Genomic DNA, 20052 nt, shown 5'->3' with positions numbered 1-20052 from the left:
GACGGGGTTTCGGCACCGGTTCAGGCCTTCGGGTGAGGGCGGGAATGCCCCGGCCCGGGCCTCTGTTGTAGGGCGTGACTGACATGCACCACTCAATGATGGAGCCGGTGTGATGTCGGTGAAAGGAGGCCCCCATGGCACGCAGCACCGCGCGCCCCGTCGTCACCCTGAGGTCCACGGCCGGCACCGGCGTCACCTACGTGACGCGCAAGAACCGGCAGAACGACGCCGACCGGCTGGTCCTGCGCAAGTACGACCCCGTCGCCGGACGGCACGTCGCCTTCCGCGAGGAACGATGACCCCGGCGTTCGACCCCAGGAGGCAGTCATGAAGGTGCGCAAGTCCCTGCGCTCGCTGAAGTCCAGGCCCGGCGCCCAGGTGGTGCGCCGCAAGGGCGTGACCTTCGTCATCAACAAGAAGGAACCCCGCTTCAAGGCCCGCCAGGGCTGAGCGGCCGCGACCGGCCCGGTGGGCCCGGCCCCGCTGTGCGGGCCGGGCCCACCGGCCTGTCGTCACCCGCCGCGCACGCACGCCGGGCGGACCCGCCGCGACCGTCCTACGGTGAAGGAGCGGCCGGGGTCCTCCGGGACCACCGTCCGCTCCCGGCCGGTGCCGACTTCTCCCACTGTCAAGCCGGCCGGGACCCGCACCGCCCCGCCGTTCCCCGCCGCGGTCGAGTGACCCCCCCCGTCACACCCGCGCGCCCGCGGGAACCCATGCGGACATGGGCAAGACCGCGCTGATCGTCATCGACATGATCAACACATACGACCATGCGGACGCCGACCTGCTCCTGCCGTCGGCGCGCAGGGTGGTCCCGGTGGCGGCCGCACTCCTGGACCGGGCACGCCGGAGCGGCGTCCCCGTCGTCTACGTCAACGACAACTTCGGCCAGTGGCGGTCCCACCACGGCGAACTCCTCGCCACGGCCCTCGCCGGCCCGCACGCCGACCTCGTCGAGCCGCTGCGGCCCGACGACAGCTCCCTCTTCGTGGTCAAGGCCCGTCACTCGATCTTCTTCGAGACACCGCTGGCCTACCTGCTCGACCAGGAGGGCATCGACCGGCTCGTCCTGTGCGGCCAGGTCACCGAGCAGTGCGTCCTGTACTCCGCCCTCGACGCCCATATCCGCCACCTCGGGGTCACCGTCCCGAGGGACGCCGTGGCCCACATCCACGCCGACCTCGCGGACGCTGCGCTGCGGATGATGGAGCGGAACATGGGGGCACAGGTGTGCGACAGCGGTGAGCTGTGGGAGTGAGCGGCGCCTGACACCCGTCGGCGGCACCACCGTCCCTCGCCTCAGCGGCGCACGGCCGCCTCCGGCGCCGCCGCGCGCGTGGACAGCGGGCTGCCGTCCGGCAGGAAGAACACGGCGCAGATGGCCAGAGTCTCCGTCCCCCGGTTCTCCGCCTTGTGCACGCCCAGCGGTCCCACCGGCTCCACGATGCACTCCCCGGCGGGGGTGACGCACTCGGATCCGTCCGCCAGCGTCCGGGTGAGCGTCCCCGCGGTCACCACGGCGACGACCCGTCCCTCGTGGTAGTGCCAGGGCAACTCACCGCCCGGCGGGATCTCGTACCGCCCCACGACGACCCGGGTGCGCTCCGGCACGGCGAGGGCGAGCCGTTCGGTCAGGAGACCGTCGGCCAGCAGGGCGGGTACGGGGTCGGGTGCGGGCGGGCCTGCGGGTGGGGCTGCCACGGGCGACGGTCCGCTCACGTGGCACGCCTCCGTGACACGAGAGGGCCCAGGGCGCCGGAGCCGGTCCGGGTGGCCTTGCGACGTAACGCGGCCGGTGTCATGTTCCGCTGGTCAGTGCGTTCCACGGGGTGAGATTAACCCACCGGTGTTACGTGGTCGTGACGGGCTGTCAGGTTTTGGTGAACGCCTGTGCCAGTAGGCCGAGGACACTGCCGCCACCGCTTTCCTCCTCGGCCCGGACCCGAGCCTCGCCGGCGGCGCCGACCTCCTCGTCGACGGCGGTGTTCTCGCGGCTCTCCGGTCGGGGCCGGCCCCGGCGTCCGGCCTGATCGGAGGCGGAGTGATCCTCGACGGCCGTCCTGACGTCTATCAGGGCGACTGACCCCGGCGTGCGGTCCGGCCACCTCGGCCGGCACCGCTCGCACGGGTACGGGATTCGGCCGTACGCCCGCGCGTGCGGTGAGCGGTTGGGGAGGACCTTGGGGATCGTGGGTCCAGTGCAGGAACGGCGTCACGGCCGGAGCGAGCGAGGCGGCAGTGCCGCCGGCAGCGGGAAACGGCCGGCCGGCGCGTCGGCCCGTGCGGCGGCCTTCGTCGGGCGCACACTGCGCGCCGAGTGGCACGCCATCGTCGTCGATCCCGTACGACGGCTGCGTCGGCGCGGCTCCGGGGGGCTGCTGCTGGCGTTCGTCGCCTGCGGCGGCGTGATCTTCTTCCACGCCCTCGCGCAACGGCCGGCCGGTGCTGAGGTGGTGCGGGCCGTCGGCGGAGTCCAGGGCGACCTGCCCCTGTGGCTGGCCCTTCTGCGCACCCCGATCTCCCTGTACGTCCCGGCGCTCGACCTGCCGGTGTGGGCGGGCATCACCCAGCTGTTCCTCGCCTTCGCCCTGGCCGAGGTCACCCTCGGCCGGGCCAGGACCCTCGCGGTCGCCTACGCGACCACGCTGGCCGGCACCCTCACGGCACGGGTGATGATCGCGGCGGGGCCCGACCGATTCGGGTTCGGACTGCCGCCGGAGGCGGGGGAGGTGCTCGACACCGGCCCGTCGGCGGCCGTCGTCGGACTCTTCACCTACCTCTCGGTGGTGCGGCGCGCCCCCGTCGTCTTCATCCTCACCGGCGGCTCGATGGTGTGGGAGTCGATCGCGAAGCCCAACCTGGCCGGCCGCGAACACCTGATCGCCGTCGCCGCCGCCGTCGTGCTCGGCCTGTTGCACGGCCAGGGAGACCGGTGGCGGCGGATCCTGTCCCGGACCGCACCCGAGGCGCAACGGGAGGACACCCCCGACACGCCTGCGAAGTCGCAGGACAGGGGGCCCCTTTGAGGGGGCGCTTCTGAGAAGTTGCTATGAATGCGTGGGGCGGTTGAACACTCCTGTGTCCGGCTGCGTATAGGGCCGGGGGATTTTCATGTCCTGGCCGCCGACGACGTTTTGGAGCACTTCGTGGGACACAACAGGCGCAGGCGCCCGACGGGCGGACGGCGCGCGACCTTCGCCGCGGTAGCGCTGATGCTGGGCGGCGGAGGGCTCATGGCCGCGAACGTCTACGCATCCGCCACCGAGGACGACGCGGGCGGGCCCTGGACCTCGGGCTCCGTCACCATCGACTGCCCGGACGTCGGCACCCGGCTGACCGACGTGCCGGAGGAGGCGGGCGCGGAGGTCGACCGTGAACTCGCCCTGCTGGATCAGCAGATCGCCGCCGCTTACCGCCAACTCCAGGACTCCGCACAGGCCGTGCGCCAGGACGTCGGCTTCGCCGACAACGCGGTGATGAAGCCGCTGAAGGAGAAGCGCGGCGCGACGATCGAGCGGATCGCCGTCGCCATCGACCGCGTCGGCGACCGCCCGCAGGGCCTGGAGGAGCTCGCCGCCTGCACCCTGCGCACCGCCGACGACCAGGCCGGCGAGGCGAACACCGGAAACGGCGGCGAGCAGGACCAGGGAGCCGGCCAGGACGACGGCCAGGGCGACAACGGCCAAGGCGACAACGGCCAGGGTGACGGGGGTCAGCAGGGCGACAACGGCCAGCAGGGCAACGGCGGCCAGGCGGGCAACGGCCCCGTGGCCGCCGACTTCACGGACATCACCACCGTCCAGCCCGCCCAGCAGGCCGCGGACCCCGGCGCCGGCCCCTCCAGCGGCACCTTCGCCTCCAGCTGCGGCGTCAACGAGAACGGCCTGTTCAACTCCGACAACGTGATCGTCGCCCCGGGCGTCAGCAACGGCGCCCACCACTTCCACGACTACGTCGGCAACCAGGCCAACGACGCCTTCGCCTCCGACGAGGACCTCGCGAACGGCGACACCAGCTGCGTGGACCAGGGCGACAAGTCCTCGTACTACTGGCCCGTCCTGCGCCTGCAGAACGGCACCCAGGAGCAGGACGCCAACTCTCCCGGCGGCGGCATCGAGGGCAACGCCGGTGAGATCGTCACGCCCAAGGAGGTCACCCTGACCTTCGTCGGCAACCCGCAGTCCAAGGTCACGGCCATGCCCCGGCTGCTGCGCATCATCACCGGCGACGCCAAGGCGTTCGTCAACGGCACCGCCAACGCCAACGCGTCCTGGAGCTGCACCGGCTTCGAGGACCGGCAGCTGAAGGACAAGTACCCGCTCTGCCCGGACGGCAGCGACGTGGTGCGTAGCTTCCGCTTCCAGAGCTGCTGGGACGGCACCAACATCGACAGCGCCAACCACCGCACCCATGTGGCGTTCGCCGCCGCCGACGGCAGCTGCCCGGCCGGCTTCCAGGCCATCCCGCAGCTCGTGCAGCGGATCGTCTACGACGTCGACGCGCCCAGCCTGGAGGACGGCGGCCGCACGACCCCGCTGTTCGCGGTGGACTCCTTCCCCGAGCAGCTGCACAAGCCGGTCACCGACCACGGCGACTTCATCAACGTCTTCGACGAGAACCTGATGAACGAGATGGTCGACTGCATCAACGAGGGCCGCACCTGCGGCGCGGGCTCCGGCGCCGGTGGTGACAACGGCGGTGATGACAACGCCGGCGGTGACAACGGCGGAGGCGCCGACGACGGCGCGAACGACGGCGCCGACGGCGGTGCGGGCGGCGACGGTGCCGACCAGGGTCAGGACCAGGGCGGCCAGGACGGCGGCCAGGGCCAGGACCAGGGCCAGGGCGGTCAGGACGGCGGTCAGGACCAGAACCAGGGTCAGGACCAGGACCAGGGTCAGGACCAGGACCAGGGTCAGGACCAGGGCGACGGCCAGCAGCAGCCGCCCGCCGACAACCCTCAGGCGCCCCAAGGTGAGCCGAACGCGGGCGACGCCGGTTCCGCCGACACCCCCGTCAGCGCGGAACCCCGCGCCGACACCAAGCCGTCGACCAAGTCGACCCAGGCGGCTCCCGCGCCGGACACCGGCGCGGAGGGCGACGTCGGCACCGCCGCGACGGCCCCGCAGCAGTCGCCGCCCCCGGCCGACGCGGGCGACACCGTTCCCGTCCCCGCGCCCCAGGCGCAGGGCGGCCTGGCCGACACCGGCGCCAGCCTGTGGCCCGCGGCCGCCGGAGGGCTCCTGCTGATCGGCGGGTTCGTCCTCCTGCGGCGTGCCTCGAGGCGCCCGTACTGAGTCCGAGTTCCCGTCGAGGGAACCGGGCACGTTCGGGTGCACCCGGACGCGCAAGGCTGCCCCTCCGCCGGGCCGCACGGTATATGTCGCTCGGAGTGACCGGACAGGTCGCTCCGAGCGACACCGGCCCCGGACACCGGGGCGGCCACGCGACCAGGGGAGCACCATGGAAGACATGGAGTACGCCTACGACCTCGGCACCCACGGCCGGCCCGTCACGACCGCCTCGACCGAGGCCCAACGCTGGTTCGACCGGGGTCTGGTCTGGTCGTACGGCTTCCACCACGAGGAGGCGGTCTCCTGCTTCGAGGCCGCGCTCCGGGCCGATCCGGACTGCGCCATGGCCCACTGGGGCATCGCCTACGCGCTCGGCCCCAACTACAACAAACCCTGGGAGTTCTTCGACGACCGGGACCTGGCCGAGACCGTCGAGCGCACCCACGCGGCCGTCGAGCTCGCCCACGAGAAGGCCGCGAACGCCACCCCCGTCGAACGGGCCCTGATCGGCGCCCTGCGCGCCCGCTACCCGCAGGTGCGGCCCGCGAAGGACTGCTCGGTGTGGAACGAGCCCTACGCCGACGCCATGCGCGCCGTGTACGAACTCGCCCCCGACGACCTCGACGTCGCCACCCTCTACGCCGACGCCCTCATGAACCTGACGCCCTGGCAGCTGTGGGACCTGCGCACGGGCGAGCCCGCCGAGGGCGCGCGCACCCGGGAGGCGCAGGCCGTGCTCGAGTCGGCGCTCGCCACGGACGCCGGGGCGTGGCATCCGGGGATCCTGCACATGTACATCCACCTGCTGGAGATGTCACCCTCCCCCGAGACGGCCCTGCCCGCCGCCGACCGGCTGCGCGACCTGGTGCCCGACGCCGGCCACCTCCAGCACATGCCCTCGCACCTGGAGGTGCTGTGCGGCGACTACCGCGCGGTGGTGGCGGACAACACGCGGGCGATCGCCGCCGACGAGAAGTACCGCGAGCGGGCCGGGGCGATGAACTTCTACTCCCTCTACCGGGCCCACAACCGCCACTTCAAGATCTACGGCGCGATGTTCCTCGGCCAGTCGCAGGTCGCGCTGGAGGCCGCCGGCCGCCTGGAGGAGTCCCTGCCGGAGGAACTGCTGCGGGTGGAGAGCCCGCCCATGGCGGACTGGCTGGAGGCCTTCCTCGCCATGCGGGTGCACGTGCTGATCCGCTTCGGCCGCTGGGCCGACATCCTGGACCTCCCCGAGCCCACCGATCCGGAGCTCTACAGCATGACCACCGCGATGCGGCACTACGCCCGCGGCGTCGCGCTCTCCGCGACCGGCCGCGTCCCCGAGGCCGAGGCCGAACGCACCCTGTTCCACGAGGCCGTCGCCCGGGTCCCGGCGACCCGCATGCTCTTCAACAACACCTGCGCCGACATCCTCGCGATCGCCGCCCTGATGCTCGAAGGCGAACTGGAGTACCGCAAGGGCAACCACGACGCCGCCTTCGCCGCCTTGGAACGGTCGATCGAGCTCGACGACAACCTCCCCTACGACGAGCCCTGGGGCTGGATGCAGCCCACCCGGCACGCGTACGGCGCCCTGCTCCTGGAGCAGGGCCGGGTCGCGGAGGCCGAGGCGGTCTACCGCGCCGACCTGGGCCTCGACGACACCCTGCCGCGCCCCTCCCAGCACCCCGGCAACGTCTGGTCCCTGCACGGCCTTCACGAGTGCCTCGTCCGGCTCGGCAAGGAGGGCGAGGCACGGATCGTCGCCCAGCAGCTGAAGCTCGCGAGCGCGCTGACGGACGTACCCGTCGAGTCGTCCTGCTTCTGCCGCCTCGGCACCTCCTCCGGGACCCCCGGCACGAGCGATTGCTGCGGCATGGACAATTGATCGACCGGCCTCCCGGGATGCCGGTCGGCCCTCTCGTCGTGACCATGGACGCAGGGGCCGCGGGCATCCCGGCGCAGGTGGGCCACCGATGGCGCTGTCCGCGCGGAAACAGGGGGACCTCGCAGCATGGCGGGCGCAGGATGAACGAGACACGTACGAAGTGGACCTTGGCCACGACCCACCTGCACGGCGGGGTCGGCCGCGCGCGCGGATGGGCGCGGCTCGCCCTGCTGCTGGTCGCCGGCTGCGCCGCGGTGGTGGCGGGCGGCGCCGGATCCGGCGGCTGGCTGGTCCTGCTCACCGGACTCGCCGGGCTCGCGCTGGCCGGGGCGGGCGTGTGGTGGATGCTGGCGCACCGGGGTGGGGCGAGGCTGCTGGGCGGCCTGCTCGCCGTCACCGCACCCGTCGGGGTGCTGGTGCTGTACGCGGCGTCGGGACTGTGGGTGGTCGCGGTGGGGGCGCTCGCGCTCTGGGCGGGCGCCCTCGCCTCGGCCCGCGCCGCACTGCGCACCCTGCGCCGCCCCAAGGGCATGCACGGGCACAAGGCACTGCCGCCGCTCCGACCGGTCCTGATCATGAACGTGAGGTCGGGCGGCGGAAAGGTCGAGAAGTACGGCCTCGTCGAGCGGGCGGAGGCACTGGGCGCCAAGGTGGTCCTGCTCGGCACCGACGACGGCTGGACCGACCCCGTCGCGGAGGCCCGGCGGGCCGTCGCCGAAGGCGCGGACCTGCTCGGCGTCGCGGGCGGCGACGGCACCCAGGCACTGGTGGCGGCCGTGGCCGCCGAGCACGACCTGCCGTTCGTCGTCATCGCCGCCGGCACCCGCAACCACTTCGCCATGGACCTCGGCCTGGACCGCACCGACCCCGTCCGCAGCCTCGACGCCCTCACCAGCGGCGTCGAGTTCCGCGTCGACCTCGGCGACGTCGACGGGCGGCCCTTCGTCAACACCGTGTCCTTCGGGGCGTACGCGGAGATCGTGCAGAACCCGCAGTACCGCGACGCGAAGGCCACCACCACCCTCGACCACCTGCCCGACCTGCTGCTGGGCGACGGCGGCACCACCCTGGACGTCCGTACCGACGACGCACACGTGCACGCCCCGCAGGCGCTCCTGGTCAGCAACAACGCCTACGCCCGCGCCGATCCGCTCGGCGGCGGCCGCCGCCCCCGGCTGGACACGGGCCAGCTCGGCGTGATCGGGATCCGCGTGGAGGGCGCCGCCCAGGCCGCCGAACTGGCGCTGCTCGGCGAACGGGCGAGCGGCATCACCTCGCTCACCTCCCGCCGCGTGGTCGTCGAGGCCGACCGGGACCGCATCCCGGTCGCCGTCGACGGCGAGGCCCTCGACCTTCCCACCCCGGTCGTGTGCACCGTACGGCCCAGCGTGCTCCGGATGCGGGTGCCCCGCCACCGCCCCGGCGCCGCCTACGCGCCACCGACGGTCGACTGGCGACGCATCGTCCGCCTCGCGCTCGGCCATCCCGACCCCCGCACGATCAAGGATGCGTACGATGTCTGACCGCCAAGAGAAGCTTTCCACCCTGGACCTGGTGCACGACCTGGCCACCCTGGACCAGGCCCTGTACGAGACCGTCACCGTGACCAGGACACCCACCCTGGACACCGCCCTGCGCCGGCTGTCCGCGGCGGCGGACCACTCCAAGCTCTCGTTCGCGGTCGCCGGCCTGCTGGCGCTGCGCGGCGGCCGACCGCGCCGCGCCGCCGCCCTCGGCGTCGCGGCCATCGGAGTGGCCTCGGCGAGCGCCAACCTGCTCGGCAAGCGGCTCGTACGCCGTCCCCGCCCGCACCGCGCCGTGGACTCGCCGTTCCCGCATCGCCACGTGCCGATGCCGGACTCCGCGTCCTTCCCGTCCGGACACACCGCGTCGGCGGTCGCCTTCGCGGCCGCCGTCGGCCCGACCCTCCCGGTCGCCGCGGTCCCGCTGGGCCTGCTCGCCTGCGCGGTGGGCTACTCCCGGGTCCACACCGGCGTGCACTACCCGGGCGACGTCGTGGCCGGCGCGCTCCTCGGCACGGGAGCGGCGGCGCTGGTCCTGGCGACCGTGGGCCGCCAGGACGACTGAGGGCCCGTCACTCCCGCCCGCAGTACAGGAAGAGATGGGGCTCGGGCCCGCCCTCGGGATGGTCCGGGGTGAACAGCACGTTCTCCTCGGCCAGCACCGTCAGGCCGGCCCCGGTCACCACCTCGACGAGATCCTCACCCGCGAAGCTGGTGACCCGCACCGGCTGCCCCATGAAGACGGCGTCGACGCCCTCGATGTCCAGCGGCACCGTGGCCAGCACGAGACTGCCTCCCGGCAGCAGCGCCCGCGCGAGCCGGCCGAGCAGAGCGGCCTGCTCCGCGCGGTCCATCTGGAGCAGCGAGAAGTAGACACAGACCGCGTGGAACGAGCCCTCGTCCAGCGGGAGCTCCCGCACGTCGACGCATCGGAAGGTGGCCCCGGGAACCTGCCGTGAGGCGAGGTCGACCATCACGGGGGAGACGTCCACGCCCAGCACGTCGTGGCCCGCCTCCACCAGGGTCGCGGCGGTCGGCCGGCCCGTGCCGCTGCCGACGTCCAGCACGTGACTGCCCGGCGCGAGCCGTCCGAGCAGCCACTCCAGGGACCGGTGGCGCGCCTGGGAGTGCGCGAACGCCTTCTCGTACGCGGACCCCAGCGCGTCGAACACCGCCGCCGCACGCCGCGCGTCGTCCTTGCCGCCCATGCCGGCCCTCCCGTCGTGGTCAGCGGATCCCGCGCATCCTCGCACTCCTGACGGTGGCTCACAACGGTGGCTGCGTCCGCGTGTACGCCAACGTCTCCCACCGCCGGGTGACCGGAAGCGTCGCGTGCTCCCGGATCAGGTGGCGTGCCTCGTCGGTGAACCGAGGCGCGTCGATCCCGCCGCCCGCCGCATCCGGCACCAGCTCCACCGCCACCTCCGCGGGGGTGAGCCGCTCGGCCGGGTCCGGCCGCAGACAGCCCCGGACCACATGTTCCAGGCCGGCGGGCAGACCCGACAGGTCGGGCATGCCCGTGCGGATGTTCTCGACGACGGTCGGGGCGTCCTCGCCCCACGGCAGGCGGCCGAGCGCGAGCCGGGCCAGCAGGGTGCCCAGGGAGAAGACGTCGCTGGCCGGGGTGAAGTGAGGGTCGGCACGGAGCTGTTCGGGGGAGGCGTACGCGTACGTGCCGGCGAAGCCCTCGCGGGGCTCCGTCAGGCGCTCGATCTGGGCGATGCCGAAGTCGATGACGCGCGGCCCGTCCTCGGTCATCAGCACGTTGGCCGGCTTCAGGTCCAGGTGGACGATTCCCGCCGCGTGGATCGCCGTGAGGGCGGTCGCGATGCCCGCGCCGAGCCGGCGCACAGTCGGCTCGTCCAGCGGGCCGAACCGCTGCACGAACTCCTGCAAGGAGGGCGCGGAGACGTACGGCACGGCCATCCAGGGCACGTCGGCGTCGGTGTCGGCGGCGATCACGGGCACCGTGAACCGCTGCTCACGCACCCGCCGGGCGGCCTGCACCTCGTGGGCGAAGCCCTCCCGGATGTCGGCGTCGGCCGCGTACTCGGCGTGCAGCGTCTTGACGGCGACGAGGATCCCGTCGGTGTCCCGGCACAGGTAGACCCGTCCGAAGCCGCCCGTGCCGATGCGTTGCAGCACCTCGTACGGGCCGAAGGCGGGCGGATCGTCCGCCGCTCGCGCCGCACGCGCCTCCTGGGGCCCCCGCCAGCCGCCGAGGGCCTCGGCCCCTTCGTCGAACACGGTGATCTCGCGTGGCGCCGCGGGGGAGGGCGGCCGGTCCTGCGGCTCCTCCTCCTCGGTCACGAGGATCGGCACCGCGACGGGACCGTCGGGCCCGAAGGAGTACGCCTGCGCGGCGATCCCGGCGCCGCCCTGGGGTTCGACGCACACGGCGAGCAGCCCCAGCCGCCCGCACAGGTCGGTGTCGTCGGGTGTCGGCTGCAGCCCGGGGCGGGAGAAGTACAGCGCGAGCACATCGTGACCCTGCGCCGCCAGATCCTTCAGCAGGGCTTCCCACTGCTCGGCGGAGAGGGCACCCGGGCCGCGCCCGCCGGAGTGCTCCGCCAGGCCGGTCGCCGCCGTGGCCAGGCGGTTGCCGCGCGCGCTCGTCAGCACGCCGAAGGCGGTCGCCGGTGACGCCACCACGTGGTTGGCCATCTGCTGCCCCGCCGTGACGCCGACCCGCAGTACGGTCTCCCGCGCCCGCGCGGCGAGCCCCTCGCGCTGGGCGCGCAGCGTGTCGTACTCGGGCGTGCCGGGGCCCTGGCCGCGCAGTTCCAGGCACTCCAGGATCCTCTGGAAGGCGTCGGTCGCCGCCGCGAACTCCTCCGCGGCGACCGCCGCGCTCGCCTGGGCGACGAGCGCGTCGAGCGTCTGCTCGCTGCCCGCGCCGTACAACCGCTCGCTCGTGTCGGCGATCCGCCCGTACATGCGCATCGCCCGCCGCAGGTCGCCCGCCGCCTCCACCCCGCGGGCCGCCTCCAGGAGGTCCGCCAGACCGTCGTGGCCGCCTTCCTGCCCGAGCGGCAGGCTGCCCGCGAGCCGCGCGTAGTAGTTCCTGGCGACCCTGGTGATCTGGTGGGTCGCGCCCAGGTCCCGTTCGGCGGTCCGCAGCATCTCGGTGAAGGTGCGCAGGGCCGAGGCGGTGTCGCCGGCCTCCAACTGCCAGTAGCCGACGTTGCACTGGAGGTCCAGCGCGGCCTCGGTGCGGCCCTCCGCCTCCGCTGCCCGCTGCATCGCCTCGTACCGGCGTACGGCCTCGTCGTGGCGGCCGGAGCGGCCGTACCAGTGGGCGAGCTGGTGACGGGCCAGGTGGGTGTGCGGATGGGTGGGGCCCTGGTGGGCCTCCTGGTCGGCGAAGAGCCGCGTGAACTGCTCGATCGCGCCCGGGATGTCACCCGACTCGCCGGTCCAGTGGGCGAGTTGGTGCCGCATGCGCAGGGTCTCGGGGGCGTGCGGTCCGAGCGCGAGGGTGGCCTGGCCGACCAGGTCGCCGTACCGGCTGACCGCCTCGGCGAACCGTCCCGCCCGGCCGCTCTCCTCGGCGACGGCCGCCACGGAGTGCAACTCCTCGACCACCTCCGCGCGGTCGGCCTCCCTCTCCGACGCTCCCCCGCGTCGCTTGGCTCCCCACCGCATCGCGCCTCCCCGGCCCGTCAGTCGTCCCGCACTGATCAGTTCACGCCGTATGGGAAGGAGCGGTTCCCGGAAGCGGCCGGAATCAGAGTTTCCACTACCGTCAGTAACATGATCCACTTTCATCCTCAGGTTGCTACTCGCAAGTAGCAACCGGCCCGGCAACCGTCGATTCCGTCTGGAGGACCCCCGATGACCTCTCCCGAGGATGCTCTGCAACAGGCCCGTGCCACCTACGAGGAGCACGTGCGGACCTGCCGCCAGTGCCACTTCGACACCGTCCCGTGCGCGGTCTCGAAGCACCTCCTGCGTATCTACAACAACGCCAGGCGGGCGCAGGCGCGCCCGAACTCGGCGGTCCTCTGAGGTCTCACCGCCTTCCGGCCACCGCCACCGTCAGGTCTCTGATCTCGTAGCCGCCGATGTCGTCCTTGAACGACACGCGCGGCTTACCGGCCATCCGCAGACCGTCGAGCGCGAAGAGCCGGCTGAGCAGGACGTCCGCCTCCAGTACGGCGACGGAGGCGCCCGGACAGCGGTGGGCGCAGTCTCCGAAGGCGAGCCCGGCCGCGCTCGGCCCCAGCGCCGGCACCCGGCCCGGACGCACCCGGTGCGGGTCGGGGCCCATGATCTCCGGGTCGGCGTTGGCCTCGTCGACGAAGACGGTGATCAGCTCACCGGGGCGGACCGTGGCCTCGCCGTCCGCCGTGGGCAGCCGCACAGGAGCGGTGGCTCGTCGCGACAGCCGCCCTACGACGGGTTCCAGCCGCAGGATCTCCTGGAGCAGCCCGAGCCGCTCCGGCTCGTCGGCCGTCCGGTACCGGTCGAGGAGCTCCGGGTCGGTGAACAGGTGCCAGGCGGCGACACAGATGAACTCACGCGTGGTGACCATGCCGGCGGCCGCGTACGTCAGGCACTCGCCGAGGATCTCCGCGTCCGAGCACCCTTCGGACAGCAGGTGGGAGATCAGGTCGTCGCGTGTGCGGGCGCGGTGGGCGCGGATCGCGGGACGCACGTCGGCGAGATGGATGCGGAGCCAGTTCGCGTTCTGACGCACCAGCCAGTACAGGCCACGCGCACTGGTCAGTCCCGGCCGGCCGAACTCCTCGGGGAAGAAGCGTTCCAGCCTGCCCTTCAGGCCCGGACGGCTGTGGCGCAGGCCGATGATGTCGCTCACGACCTCGATCGCCATGGTGAAGCTCAGATCGGACAACTGGGCCCTGCCGGCCGCCCGGAGCGCCGCCACCTGCTCGTCGGCGACCCGCACCATCAGCTCGCGGTAGTGCTCGTCCACACGGCGCGGCGTGAAGAACCGGGCGGTCTGCCGCCGCTGCTCCCGGTGCTGGGCGCCGTCCTGGTACAGCACGGGACGGCGGACCCGGGGCGGCAGTTTCTCCACCGTCTCGATGCCGAGCCCGGCCTGTACCGTCTCCGTACTGCGCAGCACCTCGCGGGCGACCGCGTACCCGTGCACCTGCCAGGACCCGTCCGGCCCACGGCTCACCGGACAGCCGGACCGCTCGCGTCCCCGGTCGACCTTGCGTGCGCTCCCCTGCGCGTCCCCCATCGGGCCACCCTTCCCTTCATGGGCCGGACGCCAGTGTGACGGCCCTGACGCGCACAGGGACCGTCTCTTACCGGCCACGGGCCCGAGCGGGAGCGGGCGGGGCCTCAGGCGGGGCGCACGGCGCCGCGCAGCGCGCCCTCCCCGAGGCTGTGGACCGACTCCTCGCGGATGTACGCGCCGGGGCCCGGGGCGTGGATCATCATGCCGTTGCCCGAGCAGAGCCCGGTGTGGCTCAGGTCGTCGTGGAAGAAGACGAGGTCACCGGGTTGCAGGTCGTCGAGGCCGACCCGGGTGAAGGCCTGCGCCTGGTCGATGGCGGCGCGCGGCAGCGTCACCCCGGCGGCCTTCCAGGCGGCCTGGGTGAGACTGGAGCAGTCGTAGGCCCCGGGCCCCGTGGCGCCCCACACGCACGGCCGCCCGATCTGGGCGCGGGCGAAGGCGAGGGCCTTGTCCGCCTTGCCGAGATACGCGGGTCCGGTGGTGTAGCCGGTGGCCTCGGCGGGAGCAGGAGCAGGGGCGGGAGTCGGCGCAGGAGTCGGGGCCGGGGCAGGAGCCGGAGCAGCGACCTCGGCGGCAGGGAAGGGGAGTTGGGGGGTGGGGAGGGTGAACTCGGAGGTGGGGAGCGTGGCTTGCGGTATGGGGAGGGTGAACTCGTGGGTGGGGAGCGTGGCTTGCGGTGTGGGGAGGGTGAACTCGGGGGTGGGAAGCGTGGCTTGCGGTATGGCGGGTTCCGGCGTCGGCGCCAGGAGGTCGCCGTAACTGGCCGCGAGGATGCCCGTCTCGGGTGCCGGGAAGCCGGACACGGGCGCGGACCGGACCGGTTCGGGTGTCGTGGGGATGGACACGGGGGCGGGCACGACGGGTTCGGGGGACATGACGACGGAGACGAGGGCGGAGGGGCCGGTTCCGGCGGTCGGGGCGAGGCCGGCTCCGCTCATCGGCCCGGACATGTCGGTACCGCGGCCGTCCGTCCGCAGTCCCGACCACGTGTCCGTCGTCGTCCGGTAGGCCGGCACCTCGCCGGTGTCCCAGGTCTGCTCGACCGGCCGTGACTCGATCGCCGGGAGGGACGGCGCCGGCTGCGAGACGGCTCGGGCCAGCACCTCACGGGCCGTCGTGAGCTTGCGCCGGATCTGGTCCTTGTTGGTCCGGAGCGAGGACTGCGGCGCCGCGGGAGCGGCCCCGGGAAGGGCGGCCGGAGCGGAGGCGGGGGCGGGCAGCAGGGCCTTGGGCTCCTCCTGCCGCTGCGCGGGCACCGCCGGCAGCGCGGCCACGGCTCCCGCGGTCAGCTCGGGCACAGCTCGCGCGGTCAGCTCGGGCGCCCGGCGCTCGCCCGCTTCCAGCTCGAGCCGGCCGCCGGCCTCCGGCGCACGTCGGCCGCCCGCCTCCAACTCCCGTACGGCGTCGGAGCCGGCCGGACGCTGCGGCTGAGCCGGACGCTCGGGCAGGCGGTCGGCGGGCAGGGTCGCGGGGGTGGTCGGTCCGATCCGGGTGCGCACCACGTCGAACCACTGCTTGGCGACGGCCTCCACCGACGGATCGGCCGCCCGGCGCCCGCTGTTGGCGACGGAGGTCACGGTCCGGCGGGAGCCGTTCTTCATGGCGCGGGTGGCGTTGAACGTCCCGGAGTCGGTCTCGGCCCGGTTGTAGAGCGAGGTGATTCGCTGCTGGATCTCCGCGCGGCTCGGCTCGCCGGCGTCCTCGAAGCGTGCGGAAGCCGTAGTGCGATCCGTCGCCATGGAAGACGTACTCCTTCCGTGCTCCGCCGGCCGAGTGGGCGGTGGATCCGGGCGATCCCGTCAACAGGATGCCCGAAGCTCGCTGCGCGGTTCGGCAGTTGAGCATCCACCCCGGGACTGGACGGTCCCCGGCTCCGGCCGTACCGCTGGTGCCACGGACTCGGCGGAGGCCGCGCGGCCGGCGGGGTTCGCCGGAGTCGGTCGTGCGGCCTGGGCGTCAACCTAGCCAACATGTGTGGCTCGTGTGAAGATTGAAGCGTTAAATGTCCGATACGTATTCGTGACCTTCGTCTCTTTCGGTCTCAACGAGGTTTACATCGCCCCGACTTGACCGAATCGCCGTGCCGAGGTCACGCCCCGTGCGGTCCGGGCTCGGGATGCCGGGCGCGGTCCACCTCGTCCTGGACCAGCAGGGAGAGCAGGGATGCCACGGTCAGACCTGCCTCGGCCGGGTGGCGGAGTACCTTGCCGGGTTCGATCCGGTAGGTGTTGCCGCGCCCCTCCCGCGTGTGGGACAGGTAGCCGTCCTGCTCGAGGTCGGAGATGATCTTCTGGACGGCGCGTTCGGTGAGCCGGCAGTGCGCGGCGATGTCGCGGATCCGGGCGCTGCGGTTGTCCGCGATGACCGCCAGTACGCGGGCGTGATTGGTCAGGAACGTCCATCCGATATGCGGCTCAGGCACTCCCTCCATGAAGCAATCTTAAGACGACACATTCACGTATACAAACGCCTGAACTCAATTTCATGTATCGGTTGACGTGTGACATGGGTACGGGTGACTCTGGAACCGCGAGGTCGGAGTGACCGGAGGAGGCGGTCATGGCAGAGCCCGCGTACGAAGCGAACCCCGGTGCGGGGGACGACCGGGTACGGGCGGAGACGAGCGGGGCATCGCCCGCCCGGACCGCGGCCGTGCCGGAGATCGCCCTCCGGCCCGACGGTGACCGCGTCGTCGTGGCGATCCGTGGGGAACTCGACCTTGATTCCGCCGAGCAGCTCACGCACGCCCTGCGCGCGGCGCTGGCCGCCGCGGTCGGCGGCGTCGACCTGGAACTCGGCCACGTGGTGTTCTGCGACTGTTCCGCCCTCAACGTGCTGCTCAGCCTGCGGGAGCAGGGCCTCAAGCAGGGCAAGACCCTCGTCATCCGCTCGGCCGGTCCCGTGGTCGAACGGCTGCTCACCCTCACCGGGACCGACGTCCTGTTCGCCGACCTCGGCCCCGACCCCCACCGCGACGACGCGGCGCCCCTCCCGGAGGTACGGGACGGCGACGCGGGCGACATCGAACAGGAGTTGCGCATCGAGGTCGTCCAGCTGCGCCGGGCCATGCAGACCCGCCCGGTCATCGACCTCGCTCGCGGCATCCTCATGGCGTCTTTCGCGCTGAGCGCGCAGGACGCCTGGCGTGTCCTGGTCGAGGCCTCCCAGCACACCAACACCAAGCTGCATCACCTCGCCCGCGACCTGGTCGGCGCCGTGCAGGGCGCGCCACCGGCGGAGGCCGTGCAGGAACAGGTGGCGGCGGCGGTGGCCAAGATCCGGTCGACGCCCGCAGTGGACGAGGACGGCGACCGAATCGATCGCCCCGGCCGTTGAATCGACTGCCACGGCGACCGAATCGCTCGCCCGGGCCACTGAATCGACTGCTGCGGCGATCGATTCGATCGTCATCCCTTGCTCCATCCGCTCTTTCGATCGTAGATTTCGGGCATTCACTCGTTCCTCCGTCCGGGGTGTGCCATGGACCTTGCCCGACTGCGTCACCTGCTGGCCCGCGAGAGCGCCGAGGCCGAACGGCGCAACCCCCGCTCCCGCGCCGCCTACGCGCGCGCCGATCACCTCTTCGGCCGTGTGCCGATGACCTGGATGAACAAGACGGCCGGCGCCTTTCCGCGCTACCTGGAGTCCGCGCGCGGCGCCCGGGTCCGTGACGTCGACGGGCACGAGTACCTCGACTTCTGTCTGGGCGACACCGGCGCCATGGCGGGCCACTCGCCGGCCGCCGTCGCCGAGGCCGTCCAGCACCGCTTCACCGCCCTCGGCGGCGCGACCGCCATGCTGCCCACCGAGGACGCCGAACGGGTCGGCGCGGAACTGACCCGCCGCTTCGGACTCACCCGCTGGAGCTTCTCGCTGACCGCGACCGACGCCAACCGCTGGGCCATCCGCCTCGCCAGAGCGGTCACCGCACGCCCCAGGATCCTGGTGAACAGCTACTGCTACCACGGCAGCGTCGACGAGTCCCTGATCGTGACCGGCCCCGACGGCCAGGGCACCGCACGCCCCGGAAACGTCGGCGCCCCCTGCGACGTCACGCTCACCAGCCGGGTCGCCGAGTTCAACGACCTGGACCACCTGGAGCGCGAACTCGCCCACGGCGACGTGGCCGCCGTCCTCATGGAACCCGCGCTCACCAACATCGGCATCGTCCTGCCCGAACCCGGCTACCTGGCCGGCGTACGCGAGCTCACCCGCCGCCACGGCACGCTCCTCATCAACGACGAGACGCACACCTTCTCGGCAGGCCCCGGCGGTTGCACCGCCGCCTGGGACCTGGAGCCGGACGTACTGACCATCGGCAAGGCCATCGGCGGAGGCATCCCGGCCGGCGCCTACGGCCTCTCCGCCGACCTCGCCGACCGGCTGCTCGGCCGCGACGACCTGGACCTCGTGGACATGGGCGGCGTCGGCGGCACCCTCGCCGGCAACGCCCTGTCCGTCGCCGCGATGCGGGCCACCCTCGAACACGTCCTGACCGACGAGGCGTTCGCCCGCATGCACAAACTGGCCGAGCGCTTCGAGGCCGGCGTGCGCGCGGGCATCGACGCCCACGCCCTGCCCTGGTCCGTCAGCCGCCTCGGCGCCCGCACCGAGTACCGCTTCACCACCCCCGCGCCCCGCACCGGCACCGAGGCCGCGGCCGCCGGCGACACCGAGCTGGAGGACTTCCTCCACCTCTACCTCGCCAACCGGGGCATCCTGCTCACCCCGTTCCACAACATGGCCCTCATGTGCCCCGACACGACCGAACAGGACGTGGACACCCACACCGAGCTGTTCGCGACGGCCCTGGCCGAGCTGGCCGGCTGAGCACCGACGACAGGAAGAGGACACAGACGTGGACGAGATCGACCGGGCCATCCTGCGCGAACTGCAGACCGACGGGCGCATCGCGTACGCCGACCTCGGCCCCAAGGTCGGCCTGTCCGCGTCCGCCGCCCGCCAGCGCCTGCAACGGCTGCTGGACTCCCGGGCCGTCCAGGTCGTCGGCGTCACCGACCCGATGGCCATGGGCGGCCAGGCCATGGCCCTCCTCGGCATCACCGTCGACGGCGACCCGCGCCCCGTCGCCGACGCGCTGGCCGCCCACCCCGAGGTGGTGTACTCGGTGCTCACCTCCGGCGGCTTCGACCTGTTCGCCGAGGTGGTCAGCCCCACCGCGAAGGATCTGCTCGACTTCGTCAACGACACCGTGCGGCAGATCGAGGGCGTCAGCGGCGTCCAGTCCTTCCCCTACTTCGCCATCCACACCCACCGGTTCCTGTGGGAGGTGGGCTGACCCCGCCGATCCATGGGCGGCGGGCCGGGACCCTTCCCCCCGGGTGAGCCCACGGCGGTGGCCACCGCTCAGGGCGGGGTGTCTCAGTCACCCCACTGTTCGGCAGTCAGGCGGGGGTCGTCGGCCAGAATCCGCGCGGCGAACCGCTGCGCCTGCTGCTCGGCGGGTTCGTGCGGGGTGACGAGGAACTCGTACGCGTAGTGGGTGGGCCGCTCATGAGGGGCGCGGGCGTGGCTGAAGTACACGTCGACCCCTTGGGGCTCCTCACGTCGCAGATCCACATCCTCCAGGACGCAGTCCCAGCGTTCGAACCAGCCACTGTCGGCAAAGGTCTGCGTCAGCAGACGGGCGACGGTGTCCACCGGCTGTTCCCAACTGAGATCGGCCACGGCGCGGGACAGTTCGGCGTCGTACCGGGCCGCGTCGAAGCGGACGTCGGCAGGCACCGGCACCCGGCTGTCGTGGGTGTTCTCCCAGGACGACCAGAGCACTCGGTCGCCCTGCCGGTGGATCGTGACGAAGACACCGCCGCAACACCCGGTGTAGCAGTTGTTGTTGGACAGCTCGACCCGACGCGGCACCTCCGTGGCCGCCAACGGCCATCGCTCGGCCGGACCGGCCCATTCCGAACGGCAGCAGCTCGCCACCCCACCGGGGTGAATCTCCTTCAGCACATCCCGGCCATCGATCAGCGGACGCACCTCCGCCCACTGCTCCAGGGCGAGGGGCTCCGGTATGACGTGCCGCAGGCTGAGCGTGCTGATCGGAAGCTGAACGGTCATACGCCCCATGATCGGCCAGGAGCTTGCCTCACCGAGCCGATTTTCGGCGAGGCTCCGGCAGCAGGTCCGGAA

19 protein-coding genes are annotated in these 20052 nt (G+C 72.7%); 12 read left to right on the top strand and 7 right to left on the bottom strand.

Features of this window, described 5'->3' with window-relative positions; genetic code table 11:
• Nucleotides 1-134 precede the first annotated feature (134 nt).
• The 3 genes from rpmG (at nt 135) to IE263_RS14140 (ending at nt 1261) form a co-directional block, all read left to right on the top strand.
• On the top strand, nt 135-299 hold the full coding sequence (rpmG, locus tag IE263_RS14150) for a 50S ribosomal protein L33 (protein WP_189936098.1): 165 nt from the start codon (nt 135-137) through the stop codon (nt 297-299).
• A gap of 28 nt (nt 300-327) precedes the next feature.
• Nucleotides 328-450: a type B 50S ribosomal protein L36 gene (ykgO, locus tag IE263_RS14145; RefSeq protein WP_189936096.1), complete on the top strand. Its 123-nt coding sequence runs from the start codon at nt 328-330 to the stop codon at nt 448-450.
• A 274-nt stretch (nt 451-724) separates the two neighbouring features.
• Nucleotides 725-1261 carry a cysteine hydrolase family protein gene (locus IE263_RS14140; RefSeq protein ID WP_189936094.1) on the top strand — a complete coding sequence of 179 codons (537 nt, stop codon included), beginning with the start codon at nt 725-727 and terminating at the stop codon, nt 1259-1261.
• A gap of 41 nt (nt 1262-1302) precedes the next feature.
• On the opposite strand, the gene IE263_RS14135 is transcribed toward IE263_RS14140, so the two are convergent.
• Nucleotides 1303-1722: a cupin domain-containing protein gene (locus tag IE263_RS14135; RefSeq protein WP_189936092.1), complete on the bottom strand. Its 420-nt coding sequence runs from the start codon at nt 1720-1722 to the stop codon at nt 1303-1305.
• Between the two features lie 587 nt (nt 1723-2309).
• Here IE263_RS14135 and IE263_RS14130 point away from each other — a divergent pair.
• The 5 genes from IE263_RS14130 (at nt 2310) to IE263_RS14110 (ending at nt 9255) form a co-directional block, all read left to right on the top strand.
• Entirely contained in the window at nt 2310-3029 is a 720-nt protein-coding gene (locus tag IE263_RS14130) for a hypothetical protein (RefSeq protein ID WP_229910991.1), read from the top strand.
• Between the two features lie 207 nt (nt 3030-3236).
• Nucleotides 3237-5300 (top strand): DUF1996 domain-containing protein, encoded by a 2064-nt coding sequence (locus IE263_RS14125; RefSeq protein ID WP_229910990.1) that lies wholly within the window; start codon nt 3237-3239, stop codon nt 5298-5300.
• Nucleotides 5301-5475: 175 nt separating this feature from the next.
• Nucleotides 5476-7167 carry a tetratricopeptide repeat protein gene (locus IE263_RS14120; protein WP_189936308.1) on the top strand — a complete coding sequence of 564 codons (1692 nt, stop codon included), beginning with the start codon at nt 5476-5478 and terminating at the stop codon, nt 7165-7167.
• A gap of 140 nt (nt 7168-7307) precedes the next feature.
• Nucleotides 7308-8690 carry a diacylglycerol/lipid kinase family protein gene (locus tag IE263_RS14115; protein ID WP_189936088.1) on the top strand — a complete coding sequence of 461 codons (1383 nt, stop codon included), beginning with the start codon at nt 7308-7310 and terminating at the stop codon, nt 8688-8690.
• On the top strand, nt 8683-9255 hold the full coding sequence (locus IE263_RS14110) for a phosphatase PAP2 family protein (protein ID WP_189936086.1): 573 nt from the start codon (nt 8683-8685) through the stop codon (nt 9253-9255). The genes IE263_RS14115 and IE263_RS14110 overlap by 8 nt, the downstream gene beginning before the upstream one ends.
• A gap of 7 nt (nt 9256-9262) precedes the next feature.
• Here the strand turns inward: IE263_RS14110 and IE263_RS14105 are convergent, their stop codons facing one another.
• The gene (locus IE263_RS14105) at nt 9263-9898 is read right to left on the bottom strand and encodes a class I SAM-dependent methyltransferase (protein WP_189936084.1); all 636 of its coding nucleotides are present in this window, start codon (nt 9896-9898) and stop codon (nt 9263-9265) included.
• A 58-nt stretch (nt 9899-9956) separates the two neighbouring features.
• Nucleotides 9957-12335 (bottom strand): protein kinase domain-containing protein, encoded by a 2379-nt coding sequence (locus IE263_RS14100; protein ID WP_189936082.1) that lies wholly within the window; start codon nt 12333-12335, stop codon nt 9957-9959.
• Between the two features lie 189 nt (nt 12336-12524).
• Between IE263_RS14100 and IE263_RS14095 the strand changes: the two genes are divergently transcribed.
• Nucleotides 12525-12698, top strand: a complete 174-nt coding sequence (locus IE263_RS14095; protein WP_189936080.1) for a hypothetical protein — start codon at nt 12525-12527, stop codon at nt 12696-12698.
• A gap of 4 nt (nt 12699-12702) precedes the next feature.
• Here the strand turns inward: IE263_RS14095 and IE263_RS14090 are convergent, their stop codons facing one another.
• From IE263_RS14090 to IE263_RS14080, 3 genes are all read right to left on the bottom strand, one after another.
• Nucleotides 12703-13899: a cytochrome P450 gene (locus IE263_RS14090; protein ID WP_189936078.1), complete on the bottom strand. Its 1197-nt coding sequence runs from the start codon at nt 13897-13899 to the stop codon at nt 12703-12705.
• A 104-nt stretch (nt 13900-14003) separates the two neighbouring features.
• Entirely contained in the window at nt 14004-15638 is a 1635-nt protein-coding gene (locus IE263_RS48525) for a C40 family peptidase (RefSeq protein ID WP_229910972.1), read from the bottom strand.
• 350 nt (nt 15639-15988) lie between these two features.
• The gene (locus IE263_RS14080; RefSeq protein WP_189936076.1) at nt 15989-16330 is read right to left on the bottom strand and encodes a helix-turn-helix transcriptional regulator; all 342 of its coding nucleotides are present in this window, start codon (nt 16328-16330) and stop codon (nt 15989-15991) included.
• 128 nt (nt 16331-16458) lie between these two features.
• Between IE263_RS14080 and IE263_RS14075 the strand changes: the two genes are divergently transcribed.
• From IE263_RS14075 to IE263_RS14065, 3 genes are all read left to right on the top strand, one after another.
• On the top strand, nt 16459-17235 hold the full coding sequence (locus IE263_RS14075) for an ANTAR domain-containing protein (protein ID WP_189936074.1): 777 nt from the start codon (nt 16459-16461) through the stop codon (nt 17233-17235).
• 144 nt (nt 17236-17379) lie between these two features.
• Nucleotides 17380-18729: a transaminase gene (locus IE263_RS14070; protein WP_189936072.1), complete on the top strand. Its 1350-nt coding sequence runs from the start codon at nt 17380-17382 to the stop codon at nt 18727-18729.
• Nucleotides 18730-18757: 28 nt separating this feature from the next.
• Nucleotides 18758-19198 carry an Lrp/AsnC family transcriptional regulator gene (locus IE263_RS14065; RefSeq protein WP_189936070.1) on the top strand — a complete coding sequence of 147 codons (441 nt, stop codon included), beginning with the start codon at nt 18758-18760 and terminating at the stop codon, nt 19196-19198.
• Nucleotides 19199-19281: 83 nt separating this feature from the next.
• Here the strand turns inward: IE263_RS14065 and IE263_RS14060 are convergent, their stop codons facing one another.
• Complete coding sequence (locus IE263_RS14060; protein WP_189936068.1) at nt 19282-19980, bottom strand: hypothetical protein; 699 nt, start codon at nt 19978-19980, stop codon at nt 19282-19284.
• Nucleotides 19981-20052: the final 72 nt, after the last annotated feature.

It is taken from the genome of Streptomyces aurantiogriseus, from assembly GCF_014649375.1.
In the GTDB taxonomy this organism is placed as follows: Bacteria; Actinomycetota; Actinomycetes; order Streptomycetales; family Streptomycetaceae; genus Streptomyces; species Streptomyces aurantiogriseus.
The sequence above is the reverse complement of the archived record's forward strand: the minus strand, read 5'-3'. Positions and strand labels throughout refer to the sequence as shown.

Excerpts from the sequence above, each read along its gene's own strand:
- rpmG (WP_189936098.1), top strand. The coding sequence starts at position 135 with ATGGCACGCAGCACCGCGCGCCCCGTCGTCACCCTGAGGTCCACGGCC.
- ykgO (WP_189936096.1), top strand. The coding sequence starts at position 328 with ATGAAGGTGCGCAAGTCCCTGCGCTCGCTGAAGTCCAGGCCCGGCGCC.
- IE263_RS14140 (WP_189936094.1), top strand. The coding sequence starts at position 725 with ATGGGCAAGACCGCGCTGATCGTCATCGACATGATCAACACATACGAC.
- IE263_RS14125 (WP_229910990.1), top strand. The coding sequence starts at position 3,237 with ATGGCCGCGAACGTCTACGCATCCGCCACCGAGGACGACGCGGGCGGG.
- IE263_RS14120 (WP_189936308.1), top strand. The coding sequence starts at position 5,476 with ATGGAGTACGCCTACGACCTCGGCACCCACGGCCGGCCCGTCACGACC.
- IE263_RS14115 (WP_189936088.1), top strand. The coding sequence starts at position 7,308 with ATGAACGAGACACGTACGAAGTGGACCTTGGCCACGACCCACCTGCAC.
- IE263_RS14110 (WP_189936086.1), top strand. The coding sequence starts at position 8,683 with ATGTCTGACCGCCAAGAGAAGCTTTCCACCCTGGACCTGGTGCACGAC.
- IE263_RS14105 (WP_189936084.1), bottom strand. The coding sequence starts at position 9,898 with ATGGGCGGCAAGGACGACGCGCGGCGTGCGGCGGCGGTGTTCGACGCG.
- IE263_RS14100 (WP_189936082.1), bottom strand. The coding sequence starts at position 12,335 with ATGCGGTGGGGAGCCAAGCGACGCGGGGGAGCGTCGGAGAGGGAGGCC.
- IE263_RS14095 (WP_189936080.1), top strand. The coding sequence starts at position 12,525 with ATGACCTCTCCCGAGGATGCTCTGCAACAGGCCCGTGCCACCTACGAG.
- IE263_RS14090 (WP_189936078.1), bottom strand. The coding sequence starts at position 13,899 with ATGGGGGACGCGCAGGGGAGCGCACGCAAGGTCGACCGGGGACGCGAG.
- IE263_RS48525 (WP_229910972.1), bottom strand. The coding sequence starts at position 15,638 with ATGGCGACGGATCGCACTACGGCTTCCGCACGCTTCGAGGACGCCGGC.
- IE263_RS14080 (WP_189936076.1), bottom strand. The coding sequence starts at position 16,330 with ATGGAGGGAGTGCCTGAGCCGCATATCGGATGGACGTTCCTGACCAAT.
- IE263_RS14075 (WP_189936074.1), top strand. The coding sequence starts at position 16,459 with ATGGCAGAGCCCGCGTACGAAGCGAACCCCGGTGCGGGGGACGACCGG.
- IE263_RS14070 (WP_189936072.1), top strand. The coding sequence starts at position 17,380 with ATGGACCTTGCCCGACTGCGTCACCTGCTGGCCCGCGAGAGCGCCGAG.
- IE263_RS14060 (WP_189936068.1), bottom strand. The coding sequence starts at position 19,980 with ATGACCGTTCAGCTTCCGATCAGCACGCTCAGCCTGCGGCACGTCATA.